Genomic DNA, 22,604 nt, shown 5'->3' with positions numbered 1-22,604 from the left:
AATAAAGCTCTCGGGTTTTGTTTTCCTAATAAAAAGGACGCTTATTAAGCGCCCGCAACCGGTTCGGTAATCGAGGAGCTACCTCAATACCATTTTGCACACCGGCCTCTTCATCATCATGACTACATTATATCACATCTTAAGTATGATACAATAAGAAGCGCACATCGGGTGGATAGCCTCCACTTAAACCATGTGCACTAGGAGGTGAACTCCTATGGGACATTGGTTCCTCTTCATCATTATCGTGCCTAATAAGCACGTTAAACATCTAATCAACAAACTGTTCAAGTAATAGTTTCAGCGCCTGTCTTCGGATCAGGCGTTTTTTTAGCTACAGTTCTAAGCCACCATCTTTACTATGTGATGGCTTTTTATTTTGCTGTTGCTTCTTACGACGGACTTCCGCTTCACGTTCAGCCCTAGCTTTACGCAAGCCTACCAATCGTCGCTTTTTGAGTTGCTCTTGTTCCTGTCGTTGTTCCTCAAGTTCTTTCAAATGCCGCTGAGCTCGACGAATCCGTTTTCGTTCCCGTTCAGTTTGAGTGTTCTCCAACCTCCAGCGTGGAATTTTGACAGTCATGTGTAATAATGCATCAATTTGCTGGTCTGATAATGTGTTTACGTCAAATGACATCTGTTTTTCCGTCCTTTTTCAATAATTCATAATCCACAAAATCAATAACTGCTATTAATCCAAGCGCTATGCCGATTTTCCACCAACCTGGAACAATCAGTATAACTGCCATCATGAAAATCAGCTCAAATACTAGGACAGTTAAATAGTCCTTAACTGCATCAGCTACTTCTAGTAATTGATTAACATTCTCTTTACTCGCTTCGGCATTCAGCTTTGCGCCAAGTGCCGCTTCTTGGGCATCACGACGTTGTTTAGCAAATTCTTGAGCTAGGGCTCTTTGGACAATCTGGTCAACTGTTAGTCCAGTTTCTTGCCGGATTTGTTGATAAACATCGTGCATTACCTCTTCGGTATGGTGAGTAATCCCATTCTGAACTGCTAAAATTAATGACCGCAAGACAGGAACTAAGTCGTCATTAACTACTCCTGTGTAATTTTGTAAGTAACGTCCTACCTGGTTCAAGTCTGCTAGTTGAGCAAAATACTTTTGAGTGGTCTTATCTAACTTAGCTTCCCTTAGATTGATATTAGTCTCTAAGCCATCGTACTTTTGAGATAAGGCGTCAACCCGCTTGCCCAAACCATCATTAAAGCCAATTTCCCGCGCTTGTGATACTGCGTTAACGACCTTAGAGCTCTGGTCCGCCAGTTGATTTTTGACTTGTTCGTTGTTCTGATTGACGGCGGCGTGCAGCTTGGCGACGTCGTCTTTGTCGGCTAAGTTCTTCAAATCGCCTTTCTTCGCGACGCTTGCGTTGATTTTCTCTAGTTTGTCGTTGAGCTCTTTGCTTTTGTTCTTCAACTTGGGCGGCTTGGAGTCGCTGGCGGTTGAGCTGATTGATAGATTGCTTTTGTCGTGCTCTGAATCGGGCATCGGCGGCCATGGTTTTAAGTTTGACGAGTTCACTGGTTTCATCAATGTCATGCTTATCTTCCTCCGTTTCATCTTGCTGACTAGGTTGAAAATAATGTTCTAATGCCGACTTGGTAAAGTCTTTACCTAGTCCACGGGTTGATTTAACTTCTCCGGTTCGTTTATCCACCCGTTGGTAGAAATCACGGACTTTCAGCTCTTTAGTACCGTGTTCAGTTTTAACGTACTGGTGATAGGTCCAGGCTTGACTATGTTGTCGTTCAGTGACGGTTACCCCATGGTCACTAAGTTTGACTAGAAAGCTTTTAATAGAAGTAGCTTCTTGCTTTAATTGGTTAATTAGTTTCTTTAACGATGCTTGCCACGCTGAGCGGCTAGTGAGGTTATTTTGGTCTTGACGATACTGAAGATTATTATGTATGGGATCTGACCATGGTTGGCCGGTAATATATTGATAATTGTCATACATCATTTGATCAAAATCTTTACGGATTTTATGGATATTGAAGCGATTAGTAGGGACTGTTTTACCATTGGGTTTAATGGTATTGATAAGAATATGAGCGTGGAGTTTACCGCCACTGCCATCGGCTTGGATAGCAATAACCGACTGTGCATCAGCAAAGTGCTTCTGAACATAGAGTTGAACTAACTGCAAGGCTTGCTGGGATTGTCGTTGGAGGTTGATAGTATCAAACTCGCTGGGGTCAAATGAAACAATGATGGATTGTGCTTGATACCGACGTTGTGGATTATGGGCTCGTTGTAAATTATCCTTGAACTGATGCTCCAGATAAGCGCCACTTTGGGTTGTGCTGATGCGACCACTCCTGTTATGAAGCATTCGGATATTAAAGCCAGTTGTTGCTAAAACCCGGCGGCTGGTCTTTTGATAAGAATGAGCTGGCTCGTTGAAGATATACTTTAACCGGTTATAACTATGCTGACAACTGTGAGTTTCCAGAACGCTCATCTTTAGTCACCAAGTATTTCTGTTTGAACCGTTGTAGCTGTTGCTTCAAATCGTCATTTAACGTCTGCTGCTGAGACAGTCGGCTATTCACCCAGTTCCAAGTATCGGCATCGGCTGGGTCTTCGCTTTTAGCAGTGTTCAACACGTGAGCAATTTGGTTAAGATTGTTGCTGATATTGGCAACTGACCACATCAGTCCAGCAAGTTGATCTTGCATATCCTGGTAGGTATCCATAGCACGACACAGCATCACCTTGCTTTTAGAATCAGTAATTCCCATCAATGCTTGTGCCATTGCTGGGCGTCCAAGATTGTTCATTATCTGTACCCATTTCATGACTTCATCGGTATTACCGTCTTTCCATTCATCTTGTACACGCCGAATAAAAATCTCATCAACAACCATCTGACGAACGGTCTCCGAATTTGTTTTAGTACCCAAAAATTTTTTTACATCACGGAACCGTGCCAACTCATTTTCATCTAAACGACTTTGAACTAGCTTATCTTTAAGTGGCTTCATCATCCAGTTACCTCCTCATGTTTGCCATCCCGGCAAAAAGAAATTTTCAGCCTTCGCGTATTCGCGACAACGGCTGACTAAATTTCTAAAATCGTCGGGTCTAGTTTTTGGAACGTATCAATTAAATATTGGTACGTTCCACATTTTCTGGCTATATTATAATGCAAAACTAACTAGACGTGCAAGCAATTAAGGCTGTAATACCAAACGAGTTTGTATTACATTCCTACTGCTTGGCGGGGAGCCTGCACGCTCTCCCTGCACCCCGTCGTTGTATCACCTGTTCCATTCAAAGCGTTGAGTACCTTGAGATTTCATTCAAGGTCAACTTTTGATATTCCCCAGGCGATTTACTTATGTTTTCGTCATAAGTAACAACACCGCCCAAACTGACTGGCCCGTTTGGATTCCGCCATTTCTTTTTGTGGCAACAAAGAAGAAACAAAAAATGCCCAGCTTATCACTGACGATAAGTAGGACAACAGTCACTATCTTGAACTGACCAAGATAGCAAGTCATTTACTTTTATTAAAAGTAAGCAAAACAGCTAAATAGTAGCTTGCAGCTAGCAGTAAATAGCTAATCGAAACAGTTTACTAGACTAAAGTTACCATTTGGTAGGGAACAGCTATAAAAAATAGGAAAGACTATGTTAGCCTCTCCTATTTACCCCAATGTATATATTACATTTCGTCACAAAAGCATTAATAATTACCACGAATTTTGGTAGGGTTTTTGGTAGGGAATAACCCGATTTTTGCTTATTTTTGAATTGACGTAGTAGCCCAAAATGCTGTTATATCGGTATTCCTTCTCCTAGCGCAAAAGCCGAATTATTCGTATTCAATAGTCGAAGGTGGTTTACTCGTGACATCGTAAAGGATCCGGTTAACGTGATCTACTTCATTAACGATCCGTACGGAAATCTTTTGTAGGACATCCCATGGAATCTTCGCAAAGTCAGCAGTCATCCCATCAATTGAGGTTACGGCACGGATGGCAACGGCGTAATCATATGTCCGGCCATCACCCATGACACCAACTGAACGAATTCCCGGTAAGACAGTGAAGTATTGCCAAATTTCTTCATCAAGTCCAGCTTTCTTAATCTCTTCACGCAAGATTGCGTCTGATTCACGGACAATTTCCAGCTTTTCTGGAGTAATTTCACCAATAACCCGGATCCCAAGCCCTGGACCTGGGAATGGTTGTCGCCAAACTAATTCGTGCGGAATACCAAGCTTTTCACCCAATTCACGGGTTTCATCCTTAAAGAGCTTCCGTAATGGTTCGATCAGCTTAAAGCCGAGCTTCTTTGGCAAGCCCCCAACATTGTGGTGTGACTTGATTGTTTGGGCAGTGTCAGTTCCGGATTCGATCACATCGGTGTACAAGGTCCCTTGGGCAAGGAAGTCTGCATCAGGAATCTTCTTTGCTTCTTCGTTGAAGACTTCAATAAATTTCTTACCAATAATCTTCCGCTTGGTTTCAGGATCGGTAACTCCCTTTAACTTACCAAGGAAGCGGTCGGCAGCATCTACCTTGATGATGTTAACACCAAGATCCTTGTTTAACGCCTTCATGACTTGATCCGCTTCGTTCTTCCGCAGTAATCCGTGATCTACAAAGATACAAGTTAATTGGTCACCAATTGCCTTGTGGATCAAAACAGCAGTAACACTAGAATCAACCCCACCAGAAAGACCTAGGATAACTTTCTTATTACCGACTTCTTGACGAATATGTTCAACCTGAAGATCGATAAAGTCATCCATCGTCCAGTTATCCTTTGCGCCACAAACGTCAAAGGCAAACCGCCGTAAAATGTCTAAGCCGTATTCGGAGTTCCGCACTTCAGCGTGGAATTGGATCCCGTAAAACTTCCGCTGATTATCAGCAATTGCGGAAATTGGGCAGTTCTTGCTGGTTGCAGTAACTTCAAAGCCTTCAGGAGCCTTGGTTACTAAGTCACCATGACTCATCCAAACGTATTGCTTCTTTGGCAAGCCCTTGAACAATACTGCATCATCTTTTAAGACTTCAATATCGGCACGACCATATTCGGAATTATCGGCCTTTTCAACCTTACCGCCAAGGTCGTATGACATTAATTGCATCCCATAACAAATTCCTAAAATTGGAATACCTAACTTAAAGATCTCCGGATCAACCTTAAAGGCATCTGGATCATAAACACTGTTGGGACCACCAGAGAAAATAATCCCCTTAGGGTTAATCTGCTTAATCTCATCAGCAGTAATCTTATGCGATAGAAGTTCGGAATAAACTCCAAAGTCACGTAACCGCCGAGTAATCAATTGATTATATTGACTACCGAAATCAAGCACGATGATCTTGTCGAAAGCATCCAAGTTTAATTTTGCCACGTTGCCACTTCCCTTTTCTGATTTTCTTATTCTTAACATCATAGTTTACAAGCTAGACGATTAATGGTCAATGGTCATTATTAGTTCGTTTTTAAAATAGACAACTCCTGGCATACTATTCAATAGATAGTGTGACAGGAGTCCTTTATTTATCCTCGTTTTAAGTAAATTCGATCAACAACATGGTTATTCGTTTTGTGAAGGATAATGTTCGCCCGATTCCGGGTTGGCAAAATATATTCCGTCAAATTAGGAAGGTCGACCGTTTGCCAAACCTTTTTAGCCATTTTAAAAGCCTTCTCCCGTGGACCCTTACTGTATGAGTAGTAATAATTATCTGGATCCGTAAAGGCAGAGTTTAATAGCATCCCAAACCGTTGTAAGTACCATTCTTCAATCAATTGTGGATCAGCGTCAACGTAAATTGAGGTATCAAAATAATCACTGACGTAAATTTGCTGATTTGATGGCAGCTGAAGTGTATTAATCCCTTCAACAATAAGAATATCGGGATGATCTATTACTAATGGTTGATCAGGCATCACATCATAAACCTGGTGTGAGTAAGTAGGAGCCTTTACTACAGACTTTCCGGCTTTAACATCATTCATAAATTGGAGCAGTTTTTCCATATCGTATGATTCTGGAAAACCCTTGCGATCTAAAATTCCTTGCCGCTTTAACTCAGCATTAGGAAAGAGGAAACCATCAGTCGTCATCAACTCTACCCGCTTGTCTGGTAATAGCTTATTTAGCAAGATACTCAATAAACGAGCAATTGTGCTCTTACCGACGGCTACCGAACCAGCAATACCGATAATATAAGGTACGCGCTCAATTTTTTGGTGGAGGAAATTTGCCTTCTGCATCTGCCATTCCAAATGTGTCTGATAACGCAACTGCAATAGTTTAATCAGGGGAAGGTAAATATCCTGCACATCTTCAATTGAGATTCGGTCATTAAGCGACTTAATATCATCTAGGTTTTCTTGACTCAAGCGAACAGTGTCAGTGGGAAAAAAGTTATGCCATTGCTGACGCTCAAAGCGCTCATAGTTCATCCATTCATCCATAGTTACTGATTCCTTCATTATATAATGTAAGCGATTAACATCAATCATACCATATTTGGACTATTTTTACTTTTTTAACGAATAGGGATTCAAAGCGTGGGTTTGCCAGACTTTGAATCCCTAATTTGAACAATCCATTCTTTAGTTTTTATGTCTGTCCTAAGCTACAAGACTTTCGTTTAATTACTAGGGAATGATGGTTGGGAATCTTGTAATTCAGGGGCGTCAGTTGAGTAATCATCATAGGTACTTTGATTATCATTCTGGGCCTTCACACTTGTCTTGTGCTTCTTTTGATCCTTCTTGAGGTTCTTCAGACTCTTCTTCATGTTGTAAGTATAATCTTTCTTATTAACCTTCTTGAATCCTGAAAGCTTGTAGAAACGAAGAAGATCCCCATTCATTACCTTATCAGCCAATCCTAGTTCAGTAGTGACATACTTTTGAATCTTATCAATCTGTTTCTGTTCTTTTGCTGTTGGGTTCTTGATTTGTTTTCCGGTTGCGGTGTGGTAGTAATCACCATTGTACTTCGTATACTTAGGTGTTACCCAGTCACCGTTTCGGAACGGTACGATTTGGTTACGATCTTTAGAAAGAAGGTCCTGACCAAATTGAATGTACTTATCAGAGCTGATTCCTAATAGATCTTCCAGCGTTGGCAGAACGTCAATTTCACCACCATAAGTATGATCAATTCCACCCTTAAGGCCTGGGGCATTAATCATAAATGGTACCTTTTGGAACATCGCTAAGTCATAATTAGTAATCTTCTTCTTACCCAAAATTTGAGCAATTGCAGGACGGTGGTTATTTGAAATCCCATAGTGATCACCATAAAGAATAAGGACACTATTTTGCCGTAACCCAGACTTATCAAGGTAGTCTAAGAATTCACCAATTGATTGGTCAAGGTAATGGGCGGTTTGAATATAGTGATCAACCGTGTCATCCCCAGTCTTCCAAGCTTCAATTGACGTATTCTTCTTATCAATAATGTATGGATAGTGGTTCGTTACCGTAATCAGCTTAGCATAGAACGGTTGAGGCAACTGTTCGATATAGTGCATTGATTCCTTCATGAAGATCTTATCCTTCAATCCGTAACCCAATTCTTGGTCCCTAACCTTTGGATAATAACCCTTACTAAAGAAGTACTGGTAACCAAAGGACTTGTAGGCATTATCCCGGTTCCAGAAACTAGGAACATCACCGTGGAACGAAGCAGTAGTATAACCTAACTTTTGGTGTAACAATGCTGGTGCTGATTGGAAAGTGTTAGTGGTTCCATCAGTAACCATTGCTGAACCTTCTGGTAAACCAAATAATGAGTTTTCCAGCATCATTTCAGCATCCGCTGTCTTCCCCTGACCAACTTGGTGGAAGAAGTTATCAAATGCAAGAGTATTTGATGAGTGGTACAACTTATTCAAGTTTGGCATTACTTCTTGACCATTTTGCTTATAGTCAATCATAAATTGCTGCAAACTTTCCAGGTGAATAACAAAGATGTTCTTCCCCCGCATTGTCCCCTCATACTCAATATTCGGTTTAGCGTAGTTTTGCTTTAGGAACTTTTGAACTGGTTTTAGTTGTTCCTTATTTGCCTTAGCCTTAACCACACTATTATGGGTCGTCTTAACCCCGTCATAGATTGTATATGCTTGCAACCCAAGGTACTTAACAATGTAGTTATTATCGAATGTCCGGGTCAACAATTGTGAACGGTTTGATTCCGCCATTCCCAAGTTAACACCGAATAAGACAAAGCCTAAAGCAGTAATTGTCATCGCATAACGGAGCTTGAAGTACCGCATATCAACCCGGATAACATGGAATAGCAATATCAGGGCCAAAATCACCACATCAGCATAAACCAGGAAGTCTTCAGGACGGATGATTCCTAAAATACTAGTCCCTAAATTATTAGAAGCTGCTCCTGACCCTTTAATAACATTGAAAGTGATGAAATCGGAAAATTCACGGTAGTACAAGATATTTGCAAACAACCACGTCGAAAGTAGAACGTTAATGATTAACATTAACCAGTACGATAGTCGTCCCCTAAAATACAATGCGATCCCTAGAAACACTAAGGCACTGGGAATAGTATTAAACGCTAACAGAAAGTGCTGAACGCTTCCCTTAACCCCTAAGTTAAACTCAGTACTATATGCCCAGTAACTCTTGATTCCAAATAGGAGTACTACTAGCAGAAAAAAGCCTAGCTTGGTATTCAAGCCATGCCACAACTTCTGCAACGCTGTTTTCATAATCGTTCCTCCATTAAAAAATATCAATACTTACAATATTACAACAATTTCGCATGAGCAACCTTTAAAAACTTATTTCAAAAAAACTTTATAAATAGAGTGCGAGCCCCGACGAATTAGCACGCGGTTGACTAACCTAGCCTGATGAACGATGACTTGCATCGGAATCAGGCGTAGTTAGGCTCGAGCGTGCAGTCGGGGCGAGCTCATTTCAACTCAGTTTCAGTAGCCTAGCTTCTCTTACCAACTAGTTAATAGCCAGGAATTTCCTCATCCTTGCATAGGCTTTGATGAATCAATTTCTGGTTTGCTCCAAATAAATCCCTCAAATCCTTAATTTTTGGTTGTATTTGCAACAAATCAATTTATACTAAGATAGGTAAAATATTGAGAGGAGAATTCTTAATGTCAAAACGGAAAGCAAACTTACTCCTATTAACAGTTGCCATTCTTTGGGGTGCAAGTTATATTTTTGTGCGAATGGCAATCAATGCCGGAATGCATTCGGGAATGATTAATGCCGTTCGGGGAACGATGTGTGTTGTTGGCTGTCTTGTGGTTTTCAGCAAGAGCATTCGTAAAATGACCTGTTTTGATTTCAAAGCTGGTCTACTAATGGGAATCACCAACTTTATTGCCTACTACTTACAAACTGATGGTCTTCGTTTTACTACACCATCGAAGAATGCCTTTATTACTACAATGTACGTTGCCATTTCACCAATCCTTTTGTGGGTCTTCTGGCATGAACGGCCGCGACGGAAAACTTACTTTGTGATCCCGTTGGCTTTAATTGGGATGGGCATTTTAACTAATGTTACGGCTAGTGGCCTAGCTCTTAATTACGGTGATCTTCTTACCTTGATCTCGTCGATTTTCTGGGCTCTTCAATTAATCTTCTTCGGCAAAATTGCTTCTAAAGCTTCTAGTCCTTGGGTAATCATCTTTATGATCGGATTAATTCAAGGCGCAGCTGGCTGGGGAGTTTCCTTTGCGACTGAAACCCAAACCTTTGCACATATCCACTGGCTTCAAGCCTTAATCCCGGTTGCCTTACTAGCAATTCTTGTTACCTTTATCGCCCAAGGTCTCCAAATCACCGCCCAAAAGTATACGGACGCCACATCTGCTGGCCTCCTCTTGATGCTTGAATCATTTTTTGCCAGTGTTCTTTCAGTTATTCTTGGTTACGATACGTTGACCCATTCCTTGATTCTTGGTGGAGCAATCTTACTTCTTGCCAATGCCATTATGCAGACTGATCTTCACCGTCTCCCGTTCCTTAAACGAGCAAATTAGTTGCTTTTTATTGATATAATTGATACCCTGCAACTATCTTTTTACCAGGGATTCCCTGGATGTCGAAAGGAGGAAGCTCATGAAGCTTTCCAAATCAACCGCTAACCTCCTCCTTGTTTTTGTAACAGTCCTCTGGGGAAGTACTTATATTTTCAATAAAATGGTGGTCAATGCGGGAATGCAGTCAGGAACCATCAATGCCGTTCGCGGTGCCATGTGCGTCATCGGTGGCATTACCTTATTCCACCGTCAACTACGCCAAGCCACTCGTTTTGATATCAAAGTCGGCCTGATCGTTGGAGTGGTCAACTTCTGTGGCTACTATTTACGGACGCTTGGTTTGCACTACACAACACCAGCCAAGAGTTCCTTTATCACCGTAACTTATGTCATCCTTACCCCACTCGTCCTGTGGTTCTTTTGGCATGAACGACCAAAATTCAAAATCATCTTTGCCATCCCTTTATCACTCGCCGGGATGGCAATCTTAACCGGGATGACGATAAGTAATTGGGGGCTCCAGCCAGGTGACCTGATCACTTTCCTTTCCGCCTTCTTCTGGGCATTCCAAATCATTATCTTCGGCAAGTATGCCAGTCGTGCCTCGAGCCCCTGGATTATCATTACCCTTATTGGTTTGGTTCAGGTAATATGTGGAACTCCATTGGCACTAACAATGGAGCGCTCATCCCTTGTCCATGTCAACTGGCTTCAAGCTCTTCTTCCTCTGTTAATTGTTGCCGTTGTAATTACCTTTGCAGCACGGGGAATTCAAATTCGAGCCCAAAAATACACGGATGCTACTTCCGCAAGTCTGATTTTGATGAGTGAATCATTTTTTGCAACTGTCATTTCCGTCCTTTTGGGCTACGATCAACTTTCACCACGTTTAGTTCTTGGTGGAATCTTAATTATCATGGCTAATGTGATCATGCAACTTGATTTCAGAAAGGTCAGACTTAAAACAGAAAATTAATTTTTTGAGATCGCAAAAGAGAGCGAGAAAAAACATTTTGTTTTTTTCTCACTCTCTTTTTGTCACTAATAGTCTCCGAACTTATAGAGTCTAATCGCGGAAATTAACCAGAGCCTTAGAGTCTAACTACGAACGATTTTGATGATTTCATCATCATTCATCGTTCTAGGTTAGCCAACCAGGCTCTCGAGAAGGTTAATTTCCAGCTTCTTTTACAAGTGAATACAATTCTTCTGGGACATCCTTTAGTAATAGTGTTACTTCACCAACAGAAACCATCGTTAGGGAGTGCATTGCCCGAGATGCGATGGTGTAGAGGAGTTGCCGTTCAGAATCATCTGAATACTCCTTAGCGTTAGTATTCCATGCAATTACAGCATCAAATTCCAATCCCTTTGCCAAGTATGATGGGACAATAATCACCCCATCAACTAACCGCTGATTTTCAGTCCGAATGAGGGTTGTCTTAACGTTTTGCCGCTTCAATTCATCATAGAGTCTTTCGCAATCCTCAAGAGTCTTACCAATTACTGCAACCGCATCATGCTCTTTTTGGTACTTCTTTAGTGTTTTAACGACACTAGCTACTCCGGCAGTGTAATCATTAGCTTCAATTACCGTTGGCAGATCCCCATTACGATCAAACGCTTCAATTGCTTCACCATTAGTTAACAGGTGCTTTGTAAAATCAGTAATCTGCTTTGTGGACCGGTAAGACTTAGTTAGTTGAACAACCTTAGTCTTTTCCGGATCAAACATCGTACTTAACTGCCGTAATAATGAACGACTATTTTCATGAGTAAAAATTGCCTGGTTCAAGTCACCAAGAAGGGTAAACCGCGCATGAGGGAACCGGAACTTTAAGTATGCGAGCTGATACGCGTCATAATCTTGAACTTCATCAATAAAGACGTAGCGGATATCACGTTGTCCCTTTCTCCCGGTCATTAGATCGTAGAGGTAGAGGTAAATGGTGATCCCATTAGCACTAATATTTCCCTGTTTAAGCTCTTCTTTAGTCCTTTCAACATAGGCTTGCCACTCATCAACCGTAATTCCAAACTTATCTAAGTCTAAAAGCTTCGGTGTTGCCCGAAGGAAGTGGATGAATTGAGCATTGATGTTCAACCACAAATTATGGTCAATTACCCGTTTTACAGGTGTGAGGGCTTGCATTACAATCTGCCGAGCTAAGAACTTGAATTGTTGATCCTCATCAGCAAACTCCCGTGGTTGGTTGCCCATCATGTCATCAATCTGCTCTTTACTCAAGTTTTGAACAGCTTCTTCAACCCACTTACTACGCATTTCCACGCTAATCCGGTGGTTCAGGTACTTAATCAATGCCTCTTTGGTACCATCGAGGCGGTTTCCAAGATTGTAATTATTATTAAATGAGTAGTAAATCTCTTTGATCTTTTCCTTACTAATGAAGACCTTTCCCCGGAACATCAGGTTACGGAAACGCATATTTGCCTTACCAAGGTGCTTAGCGTAACGGCCAGTTGCCTTGAAGTAAGCTAAACTCGTCGTTAATGCAACGGCCTTTTTAGTCGTGGGATCCTGACTACTCTCAAATCGTTGTGCCAAAGTTTGGACATGAAGTCGTGGCACCCGCCGATTAGCAAATTGGTAGTAGGTCATTTGAACCATATTGTGTTCCCCAAGTTCTGGTAATACTTGGTCAATATAGTCATTAAAAAGTTGGTTTGGTGAAAAGAGGACGACTTGGGATGAACTTAGATTTCCCCGGTAACGGTATAAGAGCCACGCAACCCGTTGCAAAACCGCGGCAGTCTTTCCAGAACCAGCAGCCCCTTGAACAAAGAGAAGATCATCTTTAGTGTCTCGGATAATCTCATTTTGTGTCCGTTGAATCGTGGTTACGATACTCTTCATCTTGGTACTAGAGTGGTTTCCTAAGGCTTCCAAGAGCATTTGGTCCCCAACCTGTTCATCAGTATCAAAGATCGTTACGATTGTCCCGTCCTCAATCTGGAATTGTCGCTTTAAAGTCATGTTAACTTCTTGGGTCCCAACAGGAGTCTCGTAGCTGACATCCCCTAATTTACCTTCATAGTAAATTGATGAGATCGGTGCCCGCCAGTCATAAACCAAGAAATGATCTGGTCGATCACTAAAGGACGCTAACCCAATATAGACGGTTTCGGGCTTTTCTGCCCCCTTTTCTTGGAAATCAATCCGGGCAAAGTAAGGCTTTTTCTCTAATCTCTTTAGAGTTGAAAGGTGATCGGCAGCGTGTTGCCAGCTATTTTGCCGTTCATCTAACATCTGTTGCTGGGCGCGGAACGACATTGCCGTATCCATCATCCCAGAATAGGTCGTGGTGTTTAGGTGAATGTCATCGATCTGCTTATTGATCCCTTTAATGTCTGTGCGGGCAGTTTGGATCTTCTTTTCGGCCTTATCCTTAGCCTGTTCGATCTTATCAATAACATGATCTAGATGTTGTTGTTCAAATTCTTGTACTGACTGTTCGGTCACACTCTCTACCTCCATTCGTAGAATTGTCTTACTATTATATCATTGATAACGGGCTGACCGAAGAAATATCGCTTCTTCGCCGACGAATGCTAAATTATCTTTAAATATTATGGGTAATCATCACTTTTGAAAACGGAATGAAGGTAAAATAGTATAATAACTCGATTTAGAAAGGAGCCTTGTCGATTGGCAAACTTATTTTATATTTTGACCCATATTGCTGAAGTCATCATTCCAATGTTTGAATGGCTCGGTCCATGGAGCTACGTTTTGCTCTTTACAATCATTTTTATGGAGACCGGGCTAGTTGTCTTTCCCTGGCTCCCGGGGGAATCACTGATTTTCCTCACCGCTTCATTCATCGCCTTTCACCCAGTTCTCAAATTAGAGATTGTGATCCCCGTCTTCTTCTTTGCGGCCTTTATTGGTGATACTGTAAACTACTTCATTGGCCGCTCACTCTCAAGGTGGCAATGGCTCTCAAAACGGGTAAATGGTCCAGGGATGGTTAAAGCCCACCGATTGTTAGAAAAGCACGGGGTAAAAACCGTTGCCTTTGGACGCTTTGTTCCTTTAATTCGTACTTTTATCCCGCTCATCGCTGGGACGATGCGCTTTGACTTTCGTCGATTTATGCTTGGTAACCTTATCGGGGTCATTATTTGGGTTTTAGCTGCCAGTTTAGTTGGCTATTACTTCGGTAGCATCCCATTCGTTAAGGAACACTTCTCACTCATCATCCTTATTTTTGTCGTTGCTGCCTTGTCAATTGTTGCCATACTGGCGCTCATCCGCCACTTCCGGCGAAAGATCCTTAAACGAAATAAAATGCTCTAACCAGCGTTTGTCATGGTTCACACTCCCCATGAAAGCATGGTAAAATAGTAGATAATTGTAATTACGTAAAGGAGCTGGTTAAGTTGGCAATAACTGTCTACTTTGTTCGTCATGGTCAAACCTACCTCAATCGTTACAACCGGATGCAAGGCTGGTCTGACGCTCCCCTAACTGAAAAGGGAATTGAGGATGCTAAACGTGTTGGAAAGGAACTAGCAAAGATTAAATTCGATTACATCTTCAGTAGCGATCTTTCACGAGCTGTTAATACCGCGCGCTTACTCCTCGCTGCCGATCCAAATACCGACATTAAAGAACCAATTCAAGAACCAGCATTTCGTGAAATCTTCTTTGGCTTCTTTGAAGGAGCAAATGGTGGCGCAGTAGCAGATATTGTCGGTGGGAAATACGGTTATCATACCTTCTCACAAATGGCTGCCGGTTGGGGAACAGATGAATTAAAGGACCGGATTGCCAAAGCTGATCAATATGGCGATGCTGAAGATGCACAGCGTTTCTGGCAACGAATGAACAAAGGATTTAACCGGCTTCGTAACCTACCAGACGGTTCCGTTGCTGTTGTTGTTTCACATGGGGCTGCAATTCGTTCGATAGCCGATCATTACCTTGAAGGCGTCGACCAAAACGTTTCGCCACGTAACGGTAGCATCATGAAAATGACACTAACTGATACTGATACACATGTAGACTTTTATAATCAACTTCATATTCCTGATAAATAAAATAACTGAATTAAAAGGGGGAACACTACTTTTCAATGGATAACATACAAACTGAAGAACCAGTATTAATCACTGGATTAAATACCGAACAAGAAGACTTCGATTATTCAATGACAGAGCTTGCTGAATTAGCTCAGGCTAACCATATGGAAGTCGTTGACCGGATTGATCAAGCAATCGACCGTCCTAACCCAGCCACTTATTTTGGGAGTGGTAAGGTAGATGAAATCAAGAAAGCAGTTTTAGCTGAAAACATTTCAACCGTCATTACTAATGATGAATTAACACCTAGTCAATTACGGAACTTAGAAGATGAACTTGGTTGCCGGGTTCTTGACCGGACAGCATTAATTCTTGAAATCTTTGCTGAACGTGCTCAATCAAAGGAAGCTAAGCTGCAAGTTCAAATTGCCAAACTCCAATACCGACTACCACGTCTTCAAACCAGTGCTAACCAACGCCTTGATCAGCAAACCGGTGGTGGGAGTGGCTTTACTAACCGTGGTGCTGGTGAAACTAAACTGGAAATGAACCGGCGAACAATTCAGAATTCAATTAGTCACCTGCAAAAAGAATTAAGGGCGATCGATCGTTCTGAAGAGGTTAAACGGAAGCAACGAGATAAAAGTGCGATTCCAACTGCCGCCCTTGTTGGTTACACCAACGCTGGCAAGTCAACCATCATGAATGGCCTCGTTGAAAAATATGGTGCTGGTGAAGACAAGACCGTTTTTGAAAAAGACATGCTCTTTGCCACCTTGGATACTAGTGTTCGTCAGTTAACACTACCCGACCAAAAACGTTTCCTCCTTAGTGATACTGTTGGGTTCGTAAGCAAGTTACCAACTCATCTTGTCGAATCGTTCAAGTCAACATTGGCTGAAGCAGCAAATGCTGATCTCTTAATTCAAGTGATCGACGCATCTGATCCTCACTATGAGGACATGATGAAGACTACTGAGAAGACGTTGAAGCAGATTGGAATTGAAAATATCCCAATGATCTATGTTTTCAATAAGGCAGATAAAACTGACATGGAATACCCCGTTTTGGAAGGTGACGATCAAGTCGTAATTTCCGCTAAAGATGATGAGTCACTCGATCTTCTTGTGTCTACCATTAAGAAACATCTTTTTAAAGACTACGTTGAGACTAAAATGCTGATTCCATTTGCGGATGGTAATGTTGTTTCCTACCTTAACGAAAATACTAATATTCTAAATACTGAATACCAAAACAGCGGGACAATTCTTACCGTTGAACTCTCGCAAAAAGATTACGATAAATACCAAAAATACGTTATTCACTAAATAAATCGAGGCTTGGAAAAATTGTTTTCCAAGCCTCGATTTATTTAACATTTAAGCCGTCCTGCGATTAATCATTCCGACAATCAAGGAGACAATTAATACTAAGACTACAGCCCCAATAATCGAAGGGACAATCGCCATTCCGGCAACTTGTGGTCCCCAGGAGCCTAAAATTGCTTCCCCGAGTGACGAACCAACTAATCCGGCAATTATATTACTAATGACTCCCATCGAGCCTCCACGATGAGTAATCGCTCCAGCAATCAATCCGATAATTCCACCAACAATTAATACCCAAATCCAGTGTAACATTAGTATTCCCTCCTTTTTATTCAGCTAGTTTAGCTTTTTCCTTGGCAGCCTTTTTCTTTAATTTTTCTGCCTTTGCTTGTGCCTTACCATGTGTTGCTTGGACTTTTCCCTCTGCCTCACGGACCTTGTCCTGAGTCAGCTTGCCTTCAACCTGCTTCAGTTTTCCGACAACTCTATTTTTAATACTTTTTTTGCTAGTCATAACCGACTCTCCTTTCATCTGTTTGAGTGACTGTGGCTAGTAACTTTATTTGATGGTTTAATCATAACAAGAAGCGGTTTCATTGACGACACCTTGTCACTCTACTTATGAAATCATTAATACTTATTAAATTTTTATTAAGGATAACAAAAAACGTGGAAATACCGTTAAAACAGCATTTCCACGTTTTTCATCTACCATTATGTTTATCAATTATGAATTAAAAACGAACTTCATTTTTAACATTTTTGCCTTCAACGATTGCCGCAATATCATTTAAACTAATCTGAACCATATTACGAACAGCTGTATCAGTCATGAAAGCAACGTGAGGTGTAACAACTACATTCGGCATCTTGACTAATTCTTTAAAATCGGCTGGAACATCTTCTGAGGCAACTTTCTTACTAAAGTAGGTTGTTTCATCACCTAATGTATCAAGGCCAGCTCCACCAATTTCGTGGTTCTTCAATGCATCAATCAGATCAGCAGTATTGACTACCTTTCCCCGAGCCATATTAATAAGAAGAGCATTCTTCTTCATTTTCTTAAACTGTGGAGCTGCAAACATATTCTCCGTACTTGAAGTCAACGGAACGTGAAGAGTAATAATGTCTGCTTCTTTTAGTGCAGTTTCTAAGTCGACAAATTCATCCACGTATGGAGCGTACACAACGCTGGTTGCCCGGGTAACCGCAATTACTCGCGCACCGAGGGCCTTATAGATTTGAGCAGTTGCCCCACCAATATGTCCCAGACCAACAATGGCAACGGTTTGGTTATAGATTTCATCACTAACCAAATCCTTACTCCAACGAAAGTCTGCATTATTTACCATCCGTTGCTTAAATTCGCCAATCTTCCGTAAGAGGTACATTGCGTGCGTTAACCCCATCTCAGCAATTGCCCGTGGTGAATAAATAGAAACATTGGTAATCTTCAAGCAATTTTTCTTTGCCAAATCAAGATCGAACATATCGTACCCTGCTGTCCGGGTTGATAATTGTTTAATTCCAAATTGATTTAATTTAGCATAAATTGCTGGATCATCAATCTTACTGGTTTGTAAAACAGAAATTCCGTCGTAACCATCAACTGAATCAACGTTTGTTGAACTAAGTTGATCCTCAACGATCTTAACTTCATTTCCTGTTTTTTCTGCCCACTCTTTAGCATAAGGTACTTCCTTATCATCGACGCCAAACATAATTAACTTCATTTTGTAATCCCATCCTTTATGTACGCATTTAAAATACGTAAGTGCTTACATTGTATATTTTATCATCAATAATAATAACTGAATAGCAAGAAGCACTACCTTTCTCCCTTCTTTAACTTTAATTAAAAAACTCAGGCATTCAGAGTTTTCCGAATACCTGAGTCCATATATTAAGAATAATCAATTATCTTAAAAATTTTTATTTTTGATCATCTGAGCTAAAGCCATCGCCCTTACCCATTGGACCATGTTGGTTAGCTTTCATGCTTTCAACAGTTGGTGCATGGAATTTGTGGGATGCAATCCCCTTCATTGTTAACAAGAGAAGGAGGTTGAAGACAACCGCGATCGCCAAGAGAACAAGGTTACAGAATAATGTGTAATGTGCTCCTAGGCCACCACTAATTGAATCACGAAGGCCAAGAATTGAGTAAGTCATTGGCAAGTACCAGTGGATTACATTGTAGAACTTCATAGTAACTTCCATTGGGAACGTCCCACCGGAACCACCAAGTTGTAGCATTAAGAGAACCATGGCAACAAACCGTCCAGGGTTATCAAAGGTCATTGATAAGAACATCACAACAGCCATTGAAGCAAGCCCGAAGAGGATCGTGGTAGCGAAGAATGACGGAACGTGATCAACAGTCAAACCGCACATCATCATGATTCCACATTCAACAACAGCCATAGCAATTGCTGCTAAGCCACCGACAACAACCTTACTAAACCACCATGCGGTTGCTGAAGCATTTTGATCGGCAACCCGTCGAATTGGGTAAACAAAGTTGAAGACCAGCATACCAACATACAAGGCAACTGATAATACGTAAGGTGCCAATGCGTGACCATAGTTTGGTACGTAACTGTAATTAGTGTGCTTTTCAACTGATGGTTCAGCAATCATCTTAGCTGTCCGTGGTGAAGTCTTAATACCGTTAATCGTCTTCGCACCCTTACCAAGGGCAGAAGATAACTTGGAAGCACCAGCATTCAGTTTAATAATTCCCTGAACTAATGCAGGTGAATTATCAACTAATTGTTGAGTACCAGCAGCTAATTGGTTTATACCAGCAGTCAATGCTGGTACCTGCCCGTTTAATTGGCCAAGTGCGCCAGCAAGTTGACCAGCACCGGAGTTCAATTGACCAGAGTTAGCAGTTAATTGACCAACACCGGCACCCGCTTGAGCAACACCAGCAGTGTACCGGTTAATACCAGAAGTAAGCGTTCCAGCACCGGCAGCTGCAGTATCAACACCATTAGTGTATTGGTTGACACCGGCATTAAGAGTTGCAGAACCAGAAGCAATTTGGCTAGTGGCTGATTGTAATGCCTTAATTTGATCCTTTGAACCAGCTAGACCTGACAACGCACCTTTATACCCATTTAAGGTGTTAAGCAATGTATTTGCCTGTTTAATCGTTCCATCAGCATTATCGAGAATTGCATTCATCTTTGATAGCTGGTTAAGTTGCCCTTGCATGTCATTCAAAGAACTACCCAAGCTATTTAGACTATTCAAGGTATTACCGACACCAGCAATTGTTGTGGCACTTTCCTTAGCAGCACTTGCATTAGATGCGGCTTGGCCAGCTAATGCACCTAATTCACCTTTAATCTTATCATCACTAGTTGAACCTGCAATAGCTTGTAGTTTACCAGCTATTTCAGCATCACTCTTAGCAACGTTACCAGCGTTAGTTGCCGCACTGGTTAATTGTCCCTTAACTTGGCCTACACCAGCTAATGCACCAGAAGCCTGTTGGAGTTTACCAGCACTTTCTTGAACACCAGCTAAAGCAGCTTTAGCAGTAGTTAACCCACTTTGTAATTGGGTCAATCCACTTTGTAGGTCTTGTGCTTGATTCATGACACCCATGATTCCATTAAAGTCCATATTACCTAATTGAGTTAATTGACTATTACTACCATTTACAGCAGCATTCAACTCACTTGCTCCAGAAGCTAACTTATTTGAGCCACCTCGCAATTCATTAGACTTACCACTTAATTGTCCCAAACCGCTTTGTAATTGACCTGCACCAGAATTCAAAGCACCAGAATTGGCGTTTAATTGACCTAAACCAGCGGCAAGTTGACCAACACCACCAGTGTATTGGCGAATTCCGTTAGCAAGCGTTTGGCTACCAGATGCCAATTGTTGCGCACCAGCAGCTAATGGAGCAACACTTACCCGAAGTTTCTGAACACCATTATTAACTTGGGAAACTCCGGCAACGTATTGGTTAGTCCCACTTTGTAGGGTAACTAAACCGGTGCTTAGTTGGTGAGCACCATTAGCGGCGGTACTCATCCCCTTACCAACAGTGTGGAGGGCCTTAAACATTGCAGTTGCATAAGCTTGGGTAACTTGAGCCCGGATCTTTTCGTTTAGCTTGGTCATCCCCAATTCGCTAATTACTTGACCAATGTAGTTCAATGAACCATTAGTCTCGTACTTCAGTTGCATTTGTTGAGGATGCTTATTGAGAACCGTCGTTGCGTCCTTAGAGAAGTCCTTTGGGATTGTAACAACAGTGTAGTACTTGCGGTGGGTCAAACCGTAATGTGCTTTTTCGGGTGAAACGATTTCCCACTTTAATTGCTTATTCTTTCTTAATTCTTTTACCATTCGATTCCCAACATCCATCGTTTGTCCACGATATTCAACTGGGACATCCTTATTAACAACCGCTACCGGTAAGTTTTCAGTACTCCCGTATGGATCCCAAACAGACTTCAAGAAGAAGATACTGTAAAGGAACGGGATAATACAAATAACGGTAGTGGAGATTAACAAAAGTCGATTGTGCAGAACATTCTTAAATTCCGCTTTAATCGCATTCCACATTTATATTCTCCTCTTATCCCCTAAATATTTACTGTTTTATCTCAATCATCAGTTAGCCGAAAGTGATTGCATTGAACGCTTAGCAAAATCAATCACGTGATCAATTGAGACATCATAATTTTTGCCTTGCCACCAGTAAAATGTGCCGATTAATGCACCGCTTAATACGTACGCTAGCATTTCTGGATCATCGGTTTGCTGTAATAATTTAATAATTGGATCATTGCTTTTTTCTTGCCGACGTTCCAACATAATCTGGCTTAAAATATGCATCATTTCAGCATACAGCGAATTATGTGCACTTTCAGAGGCCAAATGACGAAAAACATTCTTATGGTCATTGACGTAATAAATCAATTGTTTGATCAAGTCATCTTCGGAATCACTACTATCAACCAACCGATTAACCTGTGTCCGGAGTGTCTGCTCTAACAGATCGTATTTATCCCGAAAGTAGCGGTAAAAGCTGCTTCGGTGTAACAATGCCTCTTGGCAAATCTGGTCAACGGTTAAGTGCTCAAAAGAATGTTCTTCAAGTAGTGTTAACAATGCATTTTGAAAATCGCGCACCGTTCTTGTGACTCGCACCAGTCTTTCCCCCTTTTCTCAAATTTTACAATAAGCATTGTAAACCGTATCAAAAATAGACAACAGAGTTAATTTGGTACATTTATATTAAAATAAGACAAAAATAAACCATTGTCTCATAGAATTGAGACAATAGTTTTACTATACAACATTTTATTTAATTATGTTTAGGGGTTCGTTCACGATAGGCAACTTGCGCCTTCAGCCCATAATTAGCAGTTGTCATAATTGTTGTACCGCTCCGACCAGGGATCTTATTTGGTCCACCAACAACAACTAAGTTTGCCAGGTAAATCCGGTACTTTTGGTGTGCCTCATGAACATCAGTCAAACCAATCTTCGTAATATGCCCAACAGGCCGCCGTTCCATTTGGTTCATCCCCATATAGATCTCAAGGCGGTGACGAAGGGCGTCATGAACTAATTCAAAGAACGGTGGAATTGACTCAGTATTTAATGCCTGAACCGGCTTATTTGTCTCTTGGTACTGGCGGATAATCTCCCGCTCTCCCATTCCATCAAAATCATTAACAAAGACTTTTTTAGCTAGGAGCTGCTTAACCACTTTCTGTAAGTTTTCCTGCTCCTTGGAATCAATTTCAACTGTTGCTGGAATTGTATCTGCTCCAGCAAAAAGTCCGTTTGACTGGTTAGCCAGTCCTGTTGAATAGCGATCTCCAGGACGACCTGGTTGCGTTGAGTTATTTTCCGCAAACTTTTGTCCCGTTACCTTCGCAATTCGTGGAGATAAAAAGTCAAACTGCGAGGTCTTTCCTAAGAAGTAGAAGACAAAGTTAACATAAATAAAATATGTAATTGCTACCATCGCTAGGCAGTATAAGAATCCCCGCATCCATGCATGGTTCATAAATAAGCGGAAGGTTACGTATACCAAGTAAATATCTCCTAGGGCCGCTAAAGCAATGTATATTCGGTTCTTTAATTTAACATCCAGATTGAAGTAACTTAGCGATGAGTTAATCATATCGAGAAAACTAAACATCTGTTAGGTTCAC

At 41.3% G+C, this 22,604-nt stretch carries 19 protein-coding genes; 5 read left to right on the top strand and 14 right to left on the bottom strand.

Features of this window, described 5'->3' with window-relative positions; all coding sequences use genetic code 11:
* Window positions 1-334: 334 nt before the first annotated feature.
* The 7 genes from NFR46_RS00825 to NFR46_RS00795 form a co-directional block, all read right to left on the bottom strand.
* Window positions 335-637: a hypothetical protein gene (locus tag NFR46_RS00825; RefSeq protein ID WP_251573988.1), complete on the bottom strand. Its 303-nt coding sequence runs from the start codon at window positions 635-637 to the stop codon at window positions 335-337.
* The gene (locus NFR46_RS00820) at window positions 627-1,370 is read right to left on the bottom strand and encodes a hypothetical protein (RefSeq protein ID WP_251573986.1); all 744 of its coding nucleotides are present in this window, start codon (window positions 1,368-1,370) and stop codon (window positions 627-629) included. Before NFR46_RS00820 ends, NFR46_RS00825 begins: the two co-directional genes overlap by 11 nt.
* Complete coding sequence (locus tag NFR46_RS00815; RefSeq protein WP_251573985.1) at window positions 1,270-2,487, bottom strand: relaxase/mobilization nuclease domain-containing protein; 1,218 nt, start codon at window positions 2,485-2,487, stop codon at window positions 1,270-1,272. The genes NFR46_RS00820 and NFR46_RS00815 overlap by 101 nt, the downstream gene beginning before the upstream one ends.
* Window positions 2,453-3,013: a plasmid mobilization relaxosome protein MobC gene (mobC, locus tag NFR46_RS00810; protein WP_251573983.1), complete on the bottom strand. Its 561-nt coding sequence runs from the start codon at window positions 3,011-3,013 to the stop codon at window positions 2,453-2,455. The genes NFR46_RS00815 and mobC overlap by 35 nt, the downstream gene beginning before the upstream one ends.
* An 830-nt stretch (window positions 3,014-3,843) precedes the next feature.
* A complete protein-coding gene (gene guaA / locus NFR46_RS00805; RefSeq protein WP_251573981.1) occupies window positions 3,844-5,397 on the bottom strand; it encodes a glutamine-hydrolyzing GMP synthase in 1,554 nt (517 codons plus the stop codon).
* A gap of 149 nt (window positions 5,398-5,546) precedes the next feature.
* The gene (coaA, locus tag NFR46_RS00800; RefSeq protein WP_251574177.1) at window positions 5,547-6,470 is read right to left on the bottom strand and encodes a type I pantothenate kinase; all 924 of its coding nucleotides are present in this window, start codon (window positions 6,468-6,470) and stop codon (window positions 5,547-5,549) included.
* Between the two features lie 179 nt (window positions 6,471-6,649).
* Window positions 6,650-8,743 (bottom strand): LTA synthase family protein, encoded by a 2,094-nt coding sequence (locus tag NFR46_RS00795; RefSeq protein WP_251573979.1) that lies wholly within the window; start codon window positions 8,741-8,743, stop codon window positions 6,650-6,652.
* A 405-nt stretch (window positions 8,744-9,148) separates the two neighbouring features.
* Between NFR46_RS00795 and NFR46_RS00790 the strand changes: the two genes are divergently transcribed.
* On the top strand, window positions 9,149-10,042 hold the full coding sequence (locus NFR46_RS00790) for a DMT family transporter (RefSeq protein ID WP_251573978.1): 894 nt from the start codon (window positions 9,149-9,151) through the stop codon (window positions 10,040-10,042).
* Between the two features lie 79 nt (window positions 10,043-10,121).
* Window positions 10,122-11,018, top strand: a complete 897-nt coding sequence (locus NFR46_RS00785; protein WP_251573976.1) for a DMT family transporter — start codon at window positions 10,122-10,124, stop codon at window positions 11,016-11,018.
* A gap of 195 nt (window positions 11,019-11,213) precedes the next feature.
* On the opposite strand, the gene helD is transcribed toward NFR46_RS00785, so the two are convergent.
* Window positions 11,214-13,538: an RNA polymerase recycling motor HelD gene (gene helD / locus NFR46_RS00780; protein ID WP_251573975.1), complete on the bottom strand. Its 2,325-nt coding sequence runs from the start codon at window positions 13,536-13,538 to the stop codon at window positions 11,214-11,216.
* 171 nt (window positions 13,539-13,709) lie between these two features.
* Between helD and NFR46_RS00775 the strand changes: the two genes are divergently transcribed.
* From NFR46_RS00775 to hflX, 3 genes are all read left to right on the top strand, one after another.
* Window positions 13,710-14,360: a DedA family protein gene (locus NFR46_RS00775; protein WP_251573974.1), complete on the top strand. Its 651-nt coding sequence runs from the start codon at window positions 13,710-13,712 to the stop codon at window positions 14,358-14,360.
* 83 nt (window positions 14,361-14,443) lie between these two features.
* Window positions 14,444-15,103, top strand: a complete 660-nt coding sequence (locus NFR46_RS00770) for a histidine phosphatase family protein (protein WP_191684118.1) — start codon at window positions 14,444-14,446, stop codon at window positions 15,101-15,103.
* Window positions 15,104-15,138: 35 nt separating this feature from the next.
* Window positions 15,139-16,413 (top strand): GTPase HflX, encoded by a 1,275-nt coding sequence (hflX, locus tag NFR46_RS00765; protein WP_251573973.1) that lies wholly within the window; start codon window positions 15,139-15,141, stop codon window positions 16,411-16,413.
* A 51-nt stretch (window positions 16,414-16,464) separates the two neighbouring features.
* On the opposite strand, the gene NFR46_RS00760 is transcribed toward hflX, so the two are convergent.
* The 6 genes from NFR46_RS00760 to NFR46_RS00735 form a co-directional block, all read right to left on the bottom strand.
* The gene (locus NFR46_RS00760; protein ID WP_251573972.1) at window positions 16,465-16,725 is read right to left on the bottom strand and encodes a GlsB/YeaQ/YmgE family stress response membrane protein; all 261 of its coding nucleotides are present in this window, start codon (window positions 16,723-16,725) and stop codon (window positions 16,465-16,467) included.
* Between the two features lie 16 nt (window positions 16,726-16,741).
* On the bottom strand, window positions 16,742-16,927 hold the full coding sequence (locus NFR46_RS00755) for a CsbD family protein (protein WP_251573971.1): 186 nt from the start codon (window positions 16,925-16,927) through the stop codon (window positions 16,742-16,744).
* A gap of 220 nt (window positions 16,928-17,147) precedes the next feature.
* The gene (locus NFR46_RS00750) at window positions 17,148-18,146 is read right to left on the bottom strand and encodes a D-2-hydroxyacid dehydrogenase (protein WP_251573970.1); all 999 of its coding nucleotides are present in this window, start codon (window positions 18,144-18,146) and stop codon (window positions 17,148-17,150) included.
* Window positions 18,147-18,345: 199 nt separating this feature from the next.
* Entirely contained in the window at window positions 18,346-21,000 is a 2,655-nt protein-coding gene (locus tag NFR46_RS00745) for a YhgE/Pip domain-containing protein (RefSeq protein ID WP_251573968.1), read from the bottom strand.
* Window positions 21,001-21,048: 48 nt separating this feature from the next.
* Window positions 21,049-21,588, bottom strand: coding sequence for a TetR/AcrR family transcriptional regulator (locus tag NFR46_RS00740; RefSeq protein WP_191684125.1), 540 nt, complete (start codon window positions 21,586-21,588; stop codon window positions 21,049-21,051).
* Between the two features lie 157 nt (window positions 21,589-21,745).
* On the bottom strand, window positions 21,746-22,591 hold the full coding sequence (locus NFR46_RS00735; RefSeq protein WP_251573966.1) for a DUF6681 family protein: 846 nt from the start codon (window positions 22,589-22,591) through the stop codon (window positions 21,746-21,748).
* Between the last annotated feature and the right edge of the window lie 13 nt (window positions 22,592-22,604).

It is taken from the genome of Limosilactobacillus agrestimuris, from assembly GCF_943193105.1.
Lineage (GTDB): Bacteria > Bacillota > Bacilli > Lactobacillales > Lactobacillaceae > Limosilactobacillus > Limosilactobacillus agrestimuris.
Note: the sequence above shows the minus strand (reverse complement) of the source record. Positions and strands in the feature narration are given on the sequence as shown.

Excerpts from the sequence above, each read along its gene's own strand:
- NFR46_RS00825 (WP_251573988.1), bottom strand. The coding sequence starts at position 637 with ATGTCATTTGACGTAAACACATTATCAGACCAGCAAATTGATGCATTA.
- NFR46_RS00815 (WP_251573985.1), bottom strand. The coding sequence starts at position 2,487 with ATGAGCGTTCTGGAAACTCACAGTTGTCAGCATAGTTATAACCGGTTA.
- mobC (WP_251573983.1), bottom strand. The coding sequence starts at position 3,013 with ATGATGAAGCCACTTAAAGATAAGCTAGTTCAAAGTCGTTTAGATGAA.
- coaA (WP_251574177.1), bottom strand. The coding sequence starts at position 6,470 with ATGGATGAATGGATGAACTATGAGCGCTTTGAGCGTCAGCAATGGCAT.
- NFR46_RS00795 (WP_251573979.1), bottom strand. The coding sequence starts at position 8,743 with ATGAAAACAGCGTTGCAGAAGTTGTGGCATGGCTTGAATACCAAGCTA.
- NFR46_RS00790 (WP_251573978.1), top strand. The coding sequence starts at position 9,149 with ATGTCAAAACGGAAAGCAAACTTACTCCTATTAACAGTTGCCATTCTT.
- NFR46_RS00785 (WP_251573976.1), top strand. The coding sequence starts at position 10,122 with ATGAAGCTTTCCAAATCAACCGCTAACCTCCTCCTTGTTTTTGTAACA.
- helD (WP_251573975.1), bottom strand. The coding sequence starts at position 13,538 with ATGGAGGTAGAGAGTGTGACCGAACAGTCAGTACAAGAATTTGAACAA.
- hflX (WP_251573973.1), top strand. The coding sequence starts at position 15,139 with ATGGATAACATACAAACTGAAGAACCAGTATTAATCACTGGATTAAAT.
- NFR46_RS00760 (WP_251573972.1), bottom strand. The coding sequence starts at position 16,725 with ATGTTACACTGGATTTGGGTATTAATTGTTGGTGGAATTATCGGATTG.
- NFR46_RS00755 (WP_251573971.1), bottom strand. The coding sequence starts at position 16,927 with ATGACTAGCAAAAAAAGTATTAAAAATAGAGTTGTCGGAAAACTGAAG.
- NFR46_RS00750 (WP_251573970.1), bottom strand. The coding sequence starts at position 18,146 with ATGAAGTTAATTATGTTTGGCGTCGATGATAAGGAAGTACCTTATGCT.
- NFR46_RS00745 (WP_251573968.1), bottom strand. The coding sequence starts at position 21,000 with ATGTGGAATGCGATTAAAGCGGAATTTAAGAATGTTCTGCACAATCGA.
- NFR46_RS00735 (WP_251573966.1), bottom strand. The coding sequence starts at position 22,591 with ATGTTTAGTTTTCTCGATATGATTAACTCATCGCTAAGTTACTTCAAT.